The organism is Nostoc sp. ChiQUE01b (assembly GCF_034531255.1).
GTDB lineage: Bacteria > Cyanobacteriota > Cyanobacteriia > Cyanobacteriales > Nostocaceae > Nostoc.
On sequence record NZ_JAVRBM010000048.1, the window covers coordinates 18,609 to 34,760 of the forward strand.

16 protein-coding genes are annotated in these 16,152 nt (G+C 42.5%); 11 read left to right on the plus strand and 5 right to left on the minus strand.

Translation table 11 applies throughout. The features are described 5' to 3' along the window. The first annotated feature begins 8 nt into the window (after positions 1-8). The 4 genes from phnE (at position 9) to RMY63_RS26385 (ending at position 4,552) form a co-directional block, all read left to right on the plus strand. Positions 9-803, plus strand: coding sequence for a phosphonate ABC transporter, permease protein PhnE (phnE, locus tag RMY63_RS26370; protein WP_322731533.1), 795 nt, complete (start codon positions 9-11; stop codon positions 801-803). An 84-nt stretch (positions 804-887) separates the two neighbouring features. After that, a complete protein-coding gene (locus RMY63_RS26375) occupies positions 888-1,361 on the plus strand; it encodes a hypothetical protein (RefSeq protein ID WP_109009951.1) in 474 nt (157 codons plus the stop codon). A gap of 105 nt (positions 1,362-1,466) precedes the next feature. Beyond that, a complete protein-coding gene (locus RMY63_RS26380) occupies positions 1,467-1,784 on the plus strand; it encodes a hypothetical protein (protein ID WP_322731534.1) in 318 nt (105 codons plus the stop codon). Between the two features lie 95 nt (positions 1,785-1,879). Further along, positions 1,880-4,552: a tetratricopeptide repeat protein gene (locus tag RMY63_RS26385; protein WP_322731535.1), complete on the plus strand. Its 2,673-nt coding sequence runs from the start codon at positions 1,880-1,882 to the stop codon at positions 4,550-4,552. Positions 4,553-4,723: 171 nt separating this feature from the next. On the opposite strand, the gene RMY63_RS26390 is transcribed toward RMY63_RS26385, so the two are convergent. The 5 genes from RMY63_RS26390 to RMY63_RS26410 all read right to left on the minus strand — a co-directional run bounded on the left by RMY63_RS26390 (position 4,724) and on the right by RMY63_RS26410 (position 6,722). Beyond that, positions 4,724-4,969, minus strand: coding sequence for a toxin-antitoxin system HicB family antitoxin (locus tag RMY63_RS26390; RefSeq protein ID WP_322731536.1), 246 nt, complete (start codon positions 4,967-4,969; stop codon positions 4,724-4,726). A 43-nt stretch (positions 4,970-5,012) separates the two neighbouring features. Next, positions 5,013-5,294, minus strand: a complete 282-nt coding sequence (locus RMY63_RS26395; RefSeq protein WP_322731537.1) for a hypothetical protein — start codon at positions 5,292-5,294, stop codon at positions 5,013-5,015. Beyond that, positions 5,291-5,437 (minus strand): hypothetical protein, encoded by a 147-nt coding sequence (locus RMY63_RS26400; RefSeq protein WP_322731538.1) that lies wholly within the window; start codon positions 5,435-5,437, stop codon positions 5,291-5,293. Before RMY63_RS26400 ends, RMY63_RS26395 begins: the two co-directional genes overlap by 4 nt. 296 nt (positions 5,438-5,733) lie before the next feature. Continuing rightward, on the minus strand, positions 5,734-6,402 hold the full coding sequence (locus tag RMY63_RS26405) for a (2Fe-2S) ferredoxin domain-containing protein (RefSeq protein WP_322731539.1): 669 nt from the start codon (positions 6,400-6,402) through the stop codon (positions 5,734-5,736). Between the two features lie 62 nt (positions 6,403-6,464). After that, positions 6,465-6,722 carry an Asr1405/Asl0597 family protein gene (locus RMY63_RS26410; protein WP_322731540.1) on the minus strand — a complete coding sequence of 86 codons (258 nt, stop codon included), beginning with the start codon at positions 6,720-6,722 and terminating at the stop codon, positions 6,465-6,467. Positions 6,723-7,177: 455 nt separating this feature from the next. On the opposite strand from RMY63_RS26410, the gene RMY63_RS26415 reads away from it, so the two are divergent. From RMY63_RS26415 to nblB, 7 genes are all read left to right on the plus strand, one after another. Then, positions 7,178-7,732 (plus strand): Dps family protein, encoded by a 555-nt coding sequence (locus RMY63_RS26415; protein ID WP_322731541.1) that lies wholly within the window; start codon positions 7,178-7,180, stop codon positions 7,730-7,732. 561 nt (positions 7,733-8,293) lie between these two features. Continuing rightward, entirely contained in the window at positions 8,294-11,584 is a 3,291-nt protein-coding gene (gene carB / locus RMY63_RS26420; protein ID WP_322731542.1) for a carbamoyl-phosphate synthase large subunit, read from the plus strand. Between the two features lie 656 nt (positions 11,585-12,240). Further along, the gene (locus tag RMY63_RS26425; RefSeq protein ID WP_322731543.1) at positions 12,241-13,197 is read left to right on the plus strand and encodes an RNA polymerase sigma factor, RpoD/SigA family; all 957 of its coding nucleotides are present in this window, start codon (positions 12,241-12,243) and stop codon (positions 13,195-13,197) included. 222 nt (positions 13,198-13,419) lie between these two features. Continuing rightward, on the plus strand, positions 13,420-13,764 hold the full coding sequence (locus tag RMY63_RS26430) for a DUF760 domain-containing protein (RefSeq protein WP_099102117.1): 345 nt from the start codon (positions 13,420-13,422) through the stop codon (positions 13,762-13,764). A 526-nt stretch (positions 13,765-14,290) separates the two neighbouring features. Further along, positions 14,291-14,707, plus strand: coding sequence for an 8-oxo-dGTP diphosphatase MutT (gene mutT / locus RMY63_RS26435; protein WP_322731544.1), 417 nt, complete (start codon positions 14,291-14,293; stop codon positions 14,705-14,707). Between the two features lie 187 nt (positions 14,708-14,894). Next, a complete protein-coding gene (locus RMY63_RS26440) occupies positions 14,895-15,359 on the plus strand; it encodes a CBS domain-containing protein (RefSeq protein WP_322731545.1) in 465 nt (154 codons plus the stop codon). Between the two features lie 105 nt (positions 15,360-15,464). Then, entirely contained in the window at positions 15,465-16,130 is a 666-nt protein-coding gene (nblB, locus tag RMY63_RS26445) for a phycobilisome degradation protein NblB (RefSeq protein ID WP_322731546.1), read from the plus strand. Positions 16,131-16,152: the final 22 nt, after the last annotated feature.

Sequence of the window (16,152 nt, forward strand, 5' to 3'; positions counted from 1 at the left end):
AATCCAGTATGAGTTACTTTTTTAAGTTAAAACGCTTACGCTTCTTGCCTTGGCTGAGTTCTCTACTCATCTTATTAATTGTCGTGGTAGTTTATGGTTGGGCTTTGCGAGGACTCAAACTCGATTTTGAACTGCTGCGTTCTAGCTGGCCATATATCACCGATTTTATTACCCGGTTATTTCCTCCCGATTGGAAAGTTTTAGATATTGCAGTTAAGGCACTAATTGAAACTGTACAGATGTCTTTATGGGGAACTACCATTGGAGCAATTCTTTCTGTACCGATTGCTATAGCTAGCGCCAGCAACATTGCGCCTGGGTGGTTGCGATCGCTAGCTAATTTACTGCAAAATACTGTGCGTTCTGTCCCCTCAATTATTCTGGGGCTAATTTTTGTAGCCGCCACTGGGTTAGGCGCACCAGCAGGAACTTTAGCTTTGGGAATCTACACCATCGGCTACCTTGCCAAATTTTATCAACAGGCAATTGAAGCGGTTGATCCGCGTTCTCTTGAATCTTTGCAAGTTATCGGAGCCTCGAAGCTACAGATTGCTCAATACGGCATTCTCCCGCAAGTGCTACCACTGGGATTGGGTTACACCTTTTGGATGTTTGAGTACAACATCCGTGCTGCTTCTGTCTTGGGTGTAGTTGGTGCAGGTGGTATTGGCTTTCAGTTGAAAAGTTACATCGACGGGTTCGAGTACACCAAAGCAACAACCATGATGTTAGTGCTTTTGGTAGTCGTCACGGTAATTGATGCTTTTAGTAGTCAATTACGTCATCGGCTCGATTCTATGTAGTATTTAATTGTTAATTTAAAATTTGGGGCAAAGCAATATGACTTTGGGAATACTGAAATTAAGTATCCTAGAGGAGTATTAAAAATGTCAGAAAATCGTATCAGTGCCAGCTTATCCCCAGCAGATAAGGAAGCGGTTATGCAAGCGATCGCTACAATTAGAGAAAAGTTACCGTTTTTGGTAGATTTGACCCCTGAAGACCGGCGAACGATGCTAAAGATGGGAGATAAAAGTCGGGCTTTTGTCAGCAAAGCTTTAGAAGTGGCGACACAGAACCCTAACTTTTTGCCCCGTTCTTTTGATTTAGAAGAGATGCGCCGAGATTTGGAAATATATGAGGACTTGTATCCGGTGCTGTTGTCTCTAACCCAACTGCAAGAATTGGTGGATGATACCTGTATCGCCTCTGCTAGCGAAGCGTATGCTGCTGCATTAGCAGTTTATAGCTATGCCAAAGCTAGCGGTGATGTCGCGGGTTTGGATGCAGTAATTGATGAGATGGGACGCAGGTTTAACCGCCGTTCTAAGAAAAAGAAACCCGAAGTCTCAGTTAGCTAAAGCTTGCAATAGGCAATTAGACCAGTTGTCAACTTGGTAAAATACACATCATTTGTAGGGGCATAACAATGTTATGCCCTTTTTGCGTCTTGAATCCAAAGATTTTTGAAACCCGCGCAGGCGGGTTTTGTCTGTGTAGCCGCGACTTCTAGTCGCCAGGGCATTTTTGAGCCTCAGAAGGTCAACGTCGAGCCTCAAAAGGTCAAAGTTGAGCCTCAGAAGGTCAACATCAAGCCTCAAAAGGTCAAAGTTGAGCCTCAGAAGGTCAACGTCGAGCCTCAGAAGGTCAAAGTTGAGCCTCAGAAGGTCAACGTCGAGCCTCAGAAGGTCAACATTGAGCCTCAGAAGGTCAACATTGAGCCTCAAAAGGTCAACGTCGAGCCTCAAAAGGTCAACATTGAGCCTCAAAAGGTCAACGCATAAAAATTACCTAGAAAAAGTTTGATAAATTCCGAAATACACCTTGTATATTTAGTAGTTATTCTGTAAGTATTAGCATCTCAAAATTGAATCTTGTAATGAACCCGCAAAACAAGCCCAAGAGTTTACAAGATATTCTTAAGCAGCGCCAGCAATCAGGTTTTGTGGGTCGTGAAGACCAAGTAAACCAATTTCGCCAAAATCTAACATTACCCCCAGAAGACGATCGCCGTCATTTTCTCTATAACGTTTGGGGTCAAGGCGGAGTTGGTAAAAGTACCCTACTAAGACAGTTTCGTAAAATTGCTGACGAAGCAAAAATTATTTCGGCTTACATCGATGAAGCTGAAAAAACTATACCAGAAGTTATGGGTCGTTTAGCTGAAGAGTTAGAACGGGAAGGTCATAAACTAACGCAGTTTACAGAACGCTACAAAGTTTACCGCCAAAAGTGCCAAGAATTAGAAACTGATCCAGAAGCTCCTCAAGGCTTTTCGGCTTTTGTAGGCAAAACTGTCTTTAAAACTGGTATGCGTCTGGCACGTCAAATTCCAATTGGCGGTGCTGTATTTGATTTAGTAGATGAGGATGCTTTGGCTACTCAAGCCGGAAAATGGTCATCTTATGTTGCAAAGAAAATAACAAATAAAGACGAGGTGCGTTTAGTTCAAGAACCTGTGGAAGTTCTGACCCCGCTATTTTTGCAAGATATTTTTAAAATTGCTGAGAAAACTGCTGTTGTTTTGTTTTTTGATACTTATGAACGCACCGGAGAATTCCTAGATAACTGGCTACGGGAAATTTTGGAGGGTCGCCACGGAGAAGTATCTCTCAATATATTGATAACTATTGCCGGTCGGCATGAATTAGATAAAAATCATTGGGCACCCTACGAGGGGTTAATTGTTCGTTTCCCTCTGGAACCCTTCACAGAAGAAGAAGCCCAACAATATCTAACTCGCAAAGGCATTACGGACAATCGCATTATTGAAGTGATTTTACGCCTTTCTGGAAACTTACCCCTGCTAGTAGGAATGTTAGCAGATGCTCATCCCAATGACCCTAACCAAGTAGTTGAGCCTAGCAGCAGTGCTGTAGAACGCTTTTTAAAATGGATTGATGACCCCAAGCAGCGACAAGTGGCGCTTGATGCTGCCATTCCTCGGTGCTTGAATCGAGATGTTATAGCTAAGTTAAAAGGAGAAGAAGAAGCTGACGAGTTATTTACTTGGCTAAAAGAAACATCTTTTGTCAACGAACGTACCGATGGCTGGGCTTATCATGATGTGGTTAAAACGCAAATGTTACGTCACAAGCGTCTTTCATCGCCGCAAGGTTGGGCTGATATACATAGCAAGTTGGCAGACTATTACGACATATTAGGAAATGAACTGGAATTAGAGCAAGTAAAAGCCTGGCAAGATAAAGCTTGGCAAAGCCATAAGCTTAACGTTTTGTATCACCGCTTATGCCAATCACCACAAAAATACTTGCCCATAGCTCTCAATGAATTCCTGGCTGCACTCAAAAATCAACGCAAATTTCCCCAACAATATGCAGAAACAATGCTTCAAGCTGGCAAGGATGTAGATTGTGCTGAAGTTCAGTGTTGGGGTGAGCAATTAGCAAATGGGTTAAAAGCTTATAAGGAAAACCTTTATCAAGTTACATTAGAAATGTTTACCGCAGTTCTAGAGAATTCTAGGATTGAGGTTAAATGGCAACCAATTGCTCTAAGTTGGCGCGGTGAGACTTACCGCCAAATGGAGCGTTACCAACAAGCCGTAGAAGATTTTGACCGCGCCATTAAACTCGATCCTAAATACGACTGGGCAATTGCATGTCGCGCTCAAACCTATCACCAAATGAAGTGCTACACAGAAGCTCTACAAGATTTTGACCGCGCGATTGAACTCAATCCCAAATTTGACTGGGCGATCGCAAGTCGCGGTCTAACTTATCGCTCAATGAAGCGTTACCCAGAAGCCCTAGAAGATTTTGATCGCGCCATTGAACTTGACCCCAAACTTGACTGGGCGATCGCACATCGCGGTCTAACTTACTTCTCAATGAACCGTTACCCAGAAGCCCTAGAAGATATTGACCGCGCAATTGAACTTAACCCCAAACTTCACTGGGCGATTGCAAGTCGCGGTCAAATTTATCGCTCAATAAAGCGTTACCCAGAAGCCCTAGAAAATTTTGACCGCGCGATTGAAGTTAACCCCAAATCTGCTTGGGCGATCACACATCGCGGTAGAACTTACCGCTTAATGGAGCGTTACCAAGAAGCCCTAGAAGATTTTGACCGTGCGATTGAAGTTAACCCCAAATATGCCTGGGCGATCGCACTTCGCGGTGAAACTTACCTGATACTTCATCGGTACACCGAAGCTCTTGCAGATTTCAGCCATGCTATCAACTTAAAATCTAATAAAGATTGGTATTTGTATGATCGCGCTTTAACCTACCTAACTCTTAACCAAGCAGACAAAGCACGATCTGACCTAGCCCTTGCCATCAAGCTTGCTAAAGAGCATTACGAAAAAGATGCTAAAGACTGGTGTAATGCCTTTAATTTAGCTCTTTATTATTTGGTTGCTCAATATACTCAACCAGCAGAGCAGTTATATCGGTATACCTTATCTAAGGATACTTCTTCAGAATCTATCCCTGAAGCTATCCAAGACCTAAATGACTTTTTAACCGTGTTCCCTGATCATGTGCAAGCTACATCCATGCGACAGTTGTTGCAATCTTCTCTAACTTAAATCATGTTGTAATTTCCAATAAAAATATTAAACGATGCCTGCGGCGGGCTATGCCTATGCTTTTACAACTTTGCCCAACTCATGACAAAGTGCATTGCAATTGCCAATTCCCAACTTTTGCAAAAGCTTGGCAAAAATTACCCCTGAAGGTGAAGAACCTAGACTAAGTTGCTAGGCTGTGGGTAATTGATCGTAAGATTCCGGTTCAATATCTGGTACTTTCGCTAATACTGCGTCATATTTTTCCCGACTGCCTCGCTTTGCTAACTTCCCTAGATAAACTTCAGTTATGAGTGCAGCGATTTTTTCCGCAACTGCTGTCGCCACAAACTGATCGATAGAAATGCCGTCTTGTTTAGCAAGTTCCTGCAAACTTTTGTACAAAAAGTCAGGAAGCTGGACGCTGAGGTTGCTCATGACAATGTTCCAATAGATTGCAAAAACTCCGCAGGTGTCAAATCTAAATCCACTCAAATCCCTGTGTGGCTAAAAATTCTTTAGCTGGTTCCAAAATATCTTTGCTTAAAACCAGGGTGATTTTTGGGGAACCAAGATACAAACGAAAACGCTGAATAAAAAGTTGGTTAGCAGGTTCAATTTTCCTAATGGCACTCCAGGGAATCAACAACGGCGTAAGCCCAAAGCTAAACAAAGGGAAAATACTCAAATAAATCCCTTGAGGATTTGTACCAATATTTAAAGTTCCTTTGTAGTACATCAAACCCACAGAACCGCTTCTCATTCAGTAGAAGTGTAGTGTGGCGGCGCTTCTTGGGTGCGGTAGAGTTTAGCGAGGCGATTCCAGTCATGACGGAATAGAAAAATCATGACTATCGTGCTAAATGGGAAAAAAACGATGTATATCCACTGAAGGTTATGTGGCATTTGTTTTTAAATCATTGATGATTGACGCTTCCACTGTAAGCGATGTCTAACACCAAGCCTCAGTGCGTCTACGTATTCATCAATCAATCACATTCCCTTGAATTTTTTCAAATTATGGGAGCATCCCAGTTAAAAATTGCTTAATAAAAATCCTCTTCATTCAAAAAACTGGCCTTAATTAAAGCCAGTTTTTTGATTTTATTGCTAACTTTTAGCAAAGCTTACGGCCGAGTCGAGTCTTAACGGAACACACTTGAGAAGATATTATTAAACTTTCTCACTAAAATGTCAAGATTTTATGAACTACTTCCCCAAAGTTTGCCATTAGATATCGCTACTTCCCTTAAATTTTCAGGCTGTGCTTCTAAATTTTTGTCGCCAAAATGCTGATTCATCAAGGCGGGAACTTGTGCAGCTTGAATTCGACTATGGCGTGTTTTATCTGGCATAACTAGGTTCGGGCCAGCTTTACAGTTCTTCATACAACCAGTGCCCTTAATTGTAACTTGGTCTTCTAAACCGCGATCGCTTAAAGCCGCCTCCAACGCTTGACAAACTGCTTTACCACCGCGTTTCATACAATCAGACTTTTGACACACCAAAATCGTGGCCTTAGTCTTAGCTGGTTTTACCTTGACGTTATCAATAGATTGGGGTTTTTGTGGTGCTGCGATAGTTTGAATTGTTGCTATTTCAGAACGCGCCGCCATCACACGTTCAGCTTTCAGTGTAACTTTGTCTTTTTTTATATCGTATTCTTTATAACCAACAACTTGTAGCCAAGTACCTGCTGGTAGCCGCAAGTCAAAAGCAGCCCGTAAATGTTTAGCGAGTTTAACGTAGCATTCACCCTCATGAGTACCCAGCAATAAACCTTTTAGCTTATAGCCATCTTTAATAACAAAATCTATAAATCTGCCCTCAAGGCAAAATTCTGATACTTCCATATTGTGAGATCCACCCATTTTTAACCTCCTTTTAATTAATACAAGCTGTCAAGCGAGATATTCTCAGCATTAGCTAAAAATTAGAACTGTTGATAGCGACTTTTCCAGCAACACTCAAGAGTCCAAATTTGGTCTTGACGAGAGGCTGTAAATCGTCGTATTACACTCCAAAGTTGAACAGCCGCAGTTGGATTGCTAATTTCAACTTTTAATGGCTGGTTAGCCGCACAACTACAGGGAATATCTAACTCCTCTAAGCGTTGATACACTTGCCAGCGGTCTACCCAATTCACCTCTACAAGGTGGTTTATTTCTATTTCTGAACTATACGATTTCAAGAGAATTGCCCTCAAAGTGCAACAAACTTGCAGTAACTACCGCCATTTAACTCCCTGCTTTTTGAAAGTCTTAGTAGTCTAACCTCTTAAAACCAGCATACCTTAAGTGCAAAGAATTCTCATTAATTTTAGAAAAAAAATAAAATTCTTGCAATCATCCTATGAGGGAGATTAGGAGGATGACGAGCAGTATCAGGGTAAGGAGGCATTTACTTTTCCATCTCCCCTCACTCCCTTCGGGATATACGCACACTTAACTTATCATGTCAACAGTAATGAGAAATATACACAACTTGATGAGCATGCCATAATCCAGTAAACAATAAACTTAAGACTTTTAGTAAACAAAAATACAAAATCTTGTGATGGCAAATTGGCTTGCTCTGATTGTGAAAATGTTAATATGTAAAGAATAAGCAGTTAAAATCTATAATTGCTAAATAGCGAGGAGAACAATGTCTGAAACGCAAACTTTGTTACGGAATTTTGGTCATGTATATGACAATCCGGTGTTGCTGGATCACAGCGTAACTGCTCCAGTTACAGAAGGATTTAACGTTGTATTAGCTAGTTTCCAGGCACTGTACTTGCAGTACCAAAAACATCATTTTGTAGTTGAAGGCTCAGAATTTTACTCTCTGCATGAGTTTTTTAACGAAAGCTACAACGAAGTACAAGACCACGTTCATGAAATTGGAGAACGTTTGGATGGACTGGGTGGCGTACCAGTAGCTACCTTCAGCAAATTAGCAGAATTAACCTGTTTTGAGCAAGAATCTGAAGGCGTATATTCCTCTCGCCAAATGGTGGAAAATGACCTAGCTGCCGAACAAGCAATCATTGGCGTAATTCGCCGTCAAGCTGCTCAGGCAGAGAGTTTAGGCGATCGGGGCACACGTTATCTATACGAAAAGATTTTGTTGAAAACTGAGGAACGTGCGTATCATTTATCTCACTTCCTCGCCAAAGACAGCTTAACTTTAGGGTTTGTCCAAGCTGCTCAAAGCTAAAATTTTCATAATCTAGATTTGTCTAGCTAGACTGAAAGAAAAAGTTGGCAGCACCAACTATTAAAATATTATAAAAAATGGCAGAGAATGGTGTCCCTATTTCTCTGCCATTTTTAATCTAAGTAAACATATTTATATAATATTTAACGTTGAAAATATTTAGCAATTAGCTAGTTTAGATAAATTTTTATCTAAGTAATCTATTTGTGGATAAATAAGCAGACAGATATATACAAACAAACAAAAATAAATCATCATTTATTGCAACCTTCATGATATTAAATAATAAAGATTCGCAAAAGCTTTAGAAATTTGAGCATGATAATTAAATAAAATTAGAAATACAAAATAATCATTGGGCATTGGGCATTAGGCATTTGTTATTAATTATTCTATTCTCCCCTGCCCCCCTGCTCCCTTGCTCCTTTGCTCCCTTGCTCCCCTGCTCCCCACTCCTTCCTGTCATCAAACTTAGAAAACATTAATAATAAAAAGCACCACAGGGGGTAAAGACCCTTAAAATGATCAGGATTTGTATTCTCCTATTCCAAGGCAACGACTATGCCCCGCCGTGACGACCTCCAGAAGATTCTACTGTTAGGTTCTGGTCCAATTGTGATCGGACAAGCCTGTGAGTTTGACTACTCTGGCACTCAAGCCTGCAAAGCACTCCGAGAAGAAGGCTATGAAGTGGTTTTGGTCAACTCCAACCCTGCAACGATTATGACCGACCCGGAAACGGCCGATCGCACTTACATTGAGCCGCTAACTCCAGAATTGGTCGAAAAAGTCATCGAAAAAGAACGCCCCGATGCTCTACTACCAACAATGGGAGGACAAACCGCCCTCAATCTCGCCGTTGCTTTAGCCAAAAATGGAGTGTTGGAAAAGTACGGCGTTGAGTTAATCGGCGCTAAACTCCCAGCGATCGAAAAAGCCGAAGATCGAAAGCTGTTTGGTGAAGCAATGGCAAGGATTGGGGTAGCTGTTTGTCCTAGCGATACAGCCGAATCTTTAGAAGAAGCCAAAGCTGTTGCCCGCCAAATTGGTACTTATCCCCTAATTATTCGTCCAGCTTTCACAATGGGTGGAAGTGGCGGCGGTATTGCCTACAACCAAGAAGAATTTGAAGAAATGGCACAGGTGGGTATAGATGCTAGTCCTGTTTCGCAAATTCTTATTGACCAGTCTTTACTTGGCTGGAAAGAATACGAACTCGAAGTGATGCGTGACTTGGCAGATAACGTAGTGATTATCTGTTCCATCGAAAACCTTGATCCTATGGGCATCCACACTGGCGATTCGATTACCGTGGCTCCCGCGCAAACCCTCACTGATAAAGAATATCAAAGGCTGCGGGATATGGCAATTAAAATCATCCGCGAGATTGGTGTGGAAACTGGCGGTTCTAATATTCAATTTGCTGTCAATCCGGTTAATGGGGATGTAGTTGTAATTGAGATGAACCCGCGCGTTTCCCGCAGTTCAGCTTTATCTTCCAAAGCCACGGGTTTCCCGATCGCCAAAATGGCCGCAAAATTGGCTGTGGGCTACACCTTGGATGAAATTAAAAATGATATCACCAAGAAAACTCCGGCATCCTTTGAGCCGACAATTGACTATGTGGTAACAAAAATTCCTCGCTTCGCCTTTGAAAAATTCCCCGGCTCAGAACCAGTGCTGACAACTCAAATGAAGTCTGTGGGGGAAGCGATGGCAATTGGGCGCACATTCAACGAATCCTTCCAAAAGGCACTGCGATCGCTCGAAACCGGACGCGCTGGTTGGGGTTGCGACAAAGCGGAGAAATTACCCAGTGGCGAACAAATTCGCGCCCAACTACGGACACCTAACCCCGATCGCATTTTCTCCGTGCGCCATGCCTTGCAACTAGGAATTAGTGCTGAGGAAATCTACGAACTGACTGGTATTGACCCGTGGTTCCTAGATAAATTTCAGCAACTGCTAGATGTCGAGAAATTCCTCAAGCGGACACCTTTGCAGCAATTGACAAAAGAGCAACTTTATGAAGTGAAGCGGGATGGATATAGCGATCGCCAGATTGCTTATGCTACCAAAACCACTGAAGATGAAGTTCGCGCCTACCGCAAGTCACTAGGAATCATCCCAGTTTACAAAACAGTGGATACCTGCGCTGCTGAGTTTGAAGCATTTACTCCCTACTACTATTCTAGCTACGAAGAAGAAACAGAGGTTTTGCCAGCAACCAAACCAAAAGTATTAATTTTGGGTGGTGGCCCCAACCGGATTGGGCAGGGAATCGAGTTTGATTATTGTTGTTGTCACGCCGCCTATGCCTTGAAGGATGCAGGGTATGAGACGATTATGGTCAACTCTAACCCAGAGACAGTTTCCACAGACTACGATACCAGCGATCGCCTTTACTTTGAGCCTTTAACAAAAGAAGATGTCCTTAATATTATCGAAACTGAAAATCCAGTTGGGGTGATTATCCAGTTTGGCGGACAAACCCCGCTGAAGTTGGCTATCCCACTCCAGCAATTTCTCAGCACTCAGGACGGGCTAAACGCCCCGCTACCACTAACAGGACTCAGCACTCAAATTTGGGGTACATCGCCAGATTCCATCGACATGGCAGAAAACCGGGAGCGGTTTGAAAAGATTCTCCAACAGTTGAATATTGCCCAACCGCCTAATGGTATTGCGCGGAGTTACGAAGATGCGCTGATTGTTGCTAAACGCATTGGCTATCCAGTGGTAGTGCGTCCCAGCTATGTGTTAGGGGGACGGGCGATGGAAATCGTTTATTCCGATGCTGAGTTAGAACGCTACATGACCTTTGCGGTGCTAGTAGAACCAGAACATCCAATTTTGATTGATAAGTTTTTGGAAAACGCGATTGAAGTCGATGTCGATGCGATCGCCGATCATACAGGAAGGGTGGTGATTGGTGGCATCATGGAACACATCGAACAAGCAGGGATTCACTCAGGAGATTCCGCTTGCTCTTTACCTTCCATTTCCCTATCACCAGCAGTTCTCAATCAGATTCGCACTTGGACGATACAGCTAGCACAAGCGTTGTCAGTCGTAGGGTTGATGAATATTCAATTTGCTGTTGTCGGTGCAAGCAGTTATTCTCCCCAAGTTTACATTCTAGAAGCCAATCCCCGCGCTTCTCGCACAGTGCCATTTGTATCTAAAGCTACGGGCGTACAGTTAGCGAAACTAGCATCCTTAATTATGTCGGGCAAAACCTTAGAGGAGCTACATTTTACAGAGGAAGTCATTCCCACACATATTGCTGTAAAAGAAGCAGTATTACCCTTTAATAAATTCCCAGGAACTGATACAATATTGGGCCCAGAAATGAGATCCACTGGTGAGGTGATGGGGATTGACAGCGACTTTGGCCGTGCCTTTGCCAAAGCGGAGATGGGTGCTGGGGAGCGTTTACCGTTAACGGGAACTGTATTTGTATCAATGAGCGATCGCGATAAAGCTGCTACAAGTGGTGTGGTCAAGGAATTTATCGATTTGGGCTTTACAGTGATGGCTACCCTTGGTACACGCCAAGTTCTTCTGGAACAGGGGTTAAATATTGAATTAGTCTTAAAACTCCATGAAGGTCGTCCCCACGTCCTTGATGCGATCAAAAACCAGAAAATCCAACTTATTATCAACACACCATCAGGGGAAGAAGCCCAGACTGATGCTAGGTTAATCCGCCGCACAGCCTTAGCTTACAAAATTCCCATCATTACTACCATCGCCGGTGCAAAAGCTACCGTCGCCGCCATCCGTTCCTTACAAAATACGACTTTGGATGTAAAAACTATCCAAGAGTACTGCGCGATCGCGAGGGACTAGGGAGTGGGGAGTGGGGAGTGGGGAGTGGGGAGTGGGGAGTGGGGAGTGGGGAGTGGGGAGGACAAGGGGGACAAAGGAGAATTATTAAACAAGTTTCTTCCTTGTCTCCCCCCTCTTCCTTGTCTTTTACCAATGCCCCATGCCCTATGCTCCATGCCCCATGCCCCATGCCCAAAAAAAATTAAACAATTGTTAGAAGAGAATGAATATAGTTCTCATTGAGATACTTTAACAAATATGAGGAAAATTATTTGAACCAGATTATTTTTTAAATTGACTTCTAGTCAGCCTTAAGATAGAGGGCAACATTGCATGAACTGGAAAAACTAGGAAATTTCATGTCGCCATCTAGCCAAAATATTCTCATAAATGTTACAATTGTTAATAGGACTTCCATAAAAAATGTTTAAAAAGCAACCTTTTATCTAACTGTAGATACTTGTGAAAAGTAGGAAATAACTGTAGTTTTAGCAGTTAAGAAGCCTAAATTTGATTATTATGAGCAGCCGAGTTTCTCAGGCGCGTAAATTGCAAACCGTAAGTTGCAAACCATAGTATGGGTTCCCAGTCTGACTGGGTAGCACCCTAATAAATAAAAAAGCATCTATCCCTTAATGACCCTACCGCCAAACCCATCATTACCAAAGAGTAGCGCCATGAAGACCGCTCAGACAGCCACAGACCTCGTGCGGACTTACCTGCGTGAGATTGGCCGTGTGCCACTCTTAACCCACGAGGAAGAGATTTTCTATGGTAAACAGGTGCAACGTTCCTGCGCTTTGCACGAATCAAGAGAATCTCTTGCCACCCAGCTAGGTCATCAACCGACTCTAGAAGAGTGGGCCAAAGTAACAAACCTAGAACCAGCAGAGTTGAATGAAGCGATCGCAGATGGTGAAATTGCCAAGCGCAAAATGGTAGAAGCCAATTTGCGGCTGGTAGTCTCCGTTGCCAAAAAATACATCAAGCGCAACGTCGATTTACTGGACTTGATCCAAGAAGGTAGTATTGGTATGCAACGGGGCGTAGAAAAGTTTGACCCCACCAAAGGGTACAGATTTTCTACTTATGCCTATTGGTGGATTCGGCAAGCTATTACTCGTGCTATAGCTGAAAAAGCTCGTACCATTCGGTTGCCAATCCATATCACCGAAAAATTAAATAAGATTAAAAAGGCACAGCGCCACTTGTCTCAAAAGTTGGGACGCGCTCCGACGGCTGGGGAGCTAGCTCAAGAATTAGAATTGACGCCCAAACAAGTACGAGAATATTTAGAAAAGGCGCGTTTGCCTCTTTCTTTGGATTTGCGGCTGGGTGATAACTACGACACCGAACTCGGAGAAATGCTGGAAGATCCAGGGGCTTCTCCCGAAGAGTTTGTTATGCAATCTTCCCTATCTTATGATTTAGATCGCTTAATGGGCGATCTCACACCACAACAGAGGGAAGTAATCACACTGCGCTTTGGCTTAACTGATGGGCAAGCTCTAACTCTGGCTAGAATTGGTGAAATATTGAACATCAGTCGAGAACGAGTCCGACAAATTGAACGGGAAGCCTTAAGCAAACTTCGCAAGTCTAAAGCCAATATGGATGAATATTTGGCAAGTTAGGAGTAAGGAGTGATGAGTTTTTAATTAACTCCCCACTCCTTACTTATTTAATGGGGTGAGAAAATACGCTGACTTTGGTACGGTTACACCTACTCCCACTCTGACGCTAGGCTGTTACATTAGTTGACAGGAAGACAAAATAACTAAGTCAAATCCAAAACAGACATTTAATATTCAAATCACAAGCACCGCAGCTAATAGTGGTAGTTAAGGAGCTAAAAAATGAGTAACCCATCCAATCGTGTCTCAGAATTTTTTAATAGCGAATCAGAAACTAACGATTTACTCTGGCAGTACGTTAAATCCTTGAGTCCAGAGACAGTTACCCAGCTATCCAAACCCACGTCTGCCGAAGTCTTTCAGGTGATGGAACGGAATATTACAGGACTATTAGGTAATCTACCTTCAGAACACTTTGGTGTTACTGTAACCACAAATCGAGAAAATCTGGGTAGGCTTCTTGCTTCTGCCATGATTAGTGGTTATTTCTTGCGTAACGCTGAACAGAGAATGAATTTTGAAATGGCCCTACAAGGATCTGAAACCGACAACAGCGAAATTGACTAGAAATGTAATATTTGGGAAATCCAATCAATATTGTTAGGTTGATAGCTAGTTATAGTTACGGCGATACGAATTGAAAATAAGTCTCTGCGAAATCTTTGCCCCTAATTCCCAAATCAGCTAGATTTTTTTAAAATATTCAAAATAGTGACGAATTCAGGTTGAAATTTAAACGCAGAGGAATGCGGAGTCTTTGATTTCGCTTCTCTGTGAACTCTTGTAATTTTTTGATTAATTCAATGAGTTATATGCTGTTCGGCTAGTTAGTTATAATTTCTGAACCTATGCAGAAAGTATAAAAATTCCTCTCCTCTAACCTTCTGCGGTTTTAATAATAAGTTTTTAACCGAACACGATATTAAAGGCGTATTTATAAATAATTAATGCACATTTGTAGATAAACGAACAGTGCTAGATGACCTTTGCAATAAATAAATCTAAACTCGGCAGAGTTACAACTAGTCTGCCGAGTTTTGTTATTAGTCAAAAGTCTAAATTCAAGAATTCTTTCCCTACTCCCCATTCAATTATGAGTGAAACCAGTTCTTTCCCACCCCATAAAATCATTGGTGTTGCAGTAATTTGGAATGACCAAAAGCAAATTTTAATTGACCGCCGTCGTCCAGAAGGAGCGATGGGTGGTTTATGGGAATTTCCTGGTGGTAAAATAGAGCCTGGTGAAACCATCCAAGAGTGTATTAAAAGGGAAATTTCCGAAGAACTGGGAATAGTAATTGAAGTGGGAGAGCATCTGATTACTATTGACCACAGCTATACAAACTTACGCGTTACTCTCACAGTACATCACTGCCGCCATCTTACAGGTGTTCCCCAACCTTTAGAATCCGATGAAATTCGCTGGGTAACTTTGGAAGAACTGGAGCAGTTTACTTTTCCGAAAGCAAATACTCAAATTATTGCTGCATTAAAAGCGACTGGAGACTAGGAAAGAAGCAGATGCAGCAGAGGAACAGGGGAGCAGGGGGAGAAAGAATAACCAATGCCCCATTCCCAATGCCCAATGCCCAATTTCTAATGACTAATCCCGTAACAATCTATTAATTGCATCAGGTTGAGTCCCGCAATTTTCTACAATAGGCGCAGGGACTTTGATTTAAGGTGTCAGCAAATAAATGCCTAAAACCGTTGCCGATGTAATGAGCCGCGATCCTATTGTTGTCCGGGAGGAAACTCCACTCAAGGAAGCTATCCAAATTCTCGCAGAACGCCATATCAGCGGACTACCTGTTGTGGATGATCTCGGTAAAATGGTAGGCATTATCTCGGAAACCGATTTGATGTGGCAAGAAACTGGTGTTACTCCACCTGCGTACATTATGTTTCTTGATAGTGTTATCTATTTAAAAAATCCTGCTACGTATGACCGTGATTTGCACAAGGCTTTAGGGCAAACCGTCGGGGAGGTGATGAGTAAAAACCCGATCGCTATTTCCCCTGATAAAACTTTAAAAGAAGCAGCTACAATCATGCACGATCGCAGCGTTCACCGCTTACCAGTACTTGACGGCACAGGTTTAGTAATTGGTATTCTCACTCGTGGTGATATTATTCGCGCAATGGCTGCTAGTCAAGATTAGTCAATAATAGAGACGCGATTAATCGCGTCTGTACAAAAGCCAAAAGTAGAGACGCGATTAATCGCGTCTGTCTTTTTTATACATTTGAAAATCAAGGATAACTAAATGAGTATTACTCCGGAGTCTGTTAAGCAATTGCTCAGTTCTGAGGATTTAGGCGATCGCTTACGTGCTGTAAATCAAATCCGCCAATTAGAACCTGCGGTTGGCTTTGAATTAATTCAAAGTGCGATTGGCGATCGCAATTCCCGTGTCCGTTACTCAGCGGTGAGTCAAATGGATACACTCGGAACCCAAGATTTACAGTTATCCTTGGATATCTTGCGCGATCGCTTGCTTCATGACTCCGAAGTAGATGTACAAGCAGCAGCAGCAGACTGTTTGGGCGCTCTGAAGTTACATGAAGCTTTTGAAGATTTACAGCAGCTTTATCATACAACCGATGAATGGCTAATACAATTCAGTATTATTGCTACATTGGGAGAGTTGGGCGATCCGCGAGCTTTTGAACTACTCAAAGAGGCACTTTCATCAGAAAACGAATTAGTTCAAACTGCTGCTATTAGTTCTTTGGGTGACTTGGGAGATGTACAAGCAGTTCCTCTGTTGGCTCCCTATGCTAGCAATCCAGATTGGCAAATTCGTTACAGACTTGTACAAGCTTTGATTCGTTTGGGTAATCCAGAAGCCAAATCTATATTAGAAATTCTGGCTAATGATGAAGTAGATGCGATCGCAAGCGAAGCTAAAAATTTTTTGCAGTCAGCCTGAGTTCGTCTTTCTAGGAATAGTT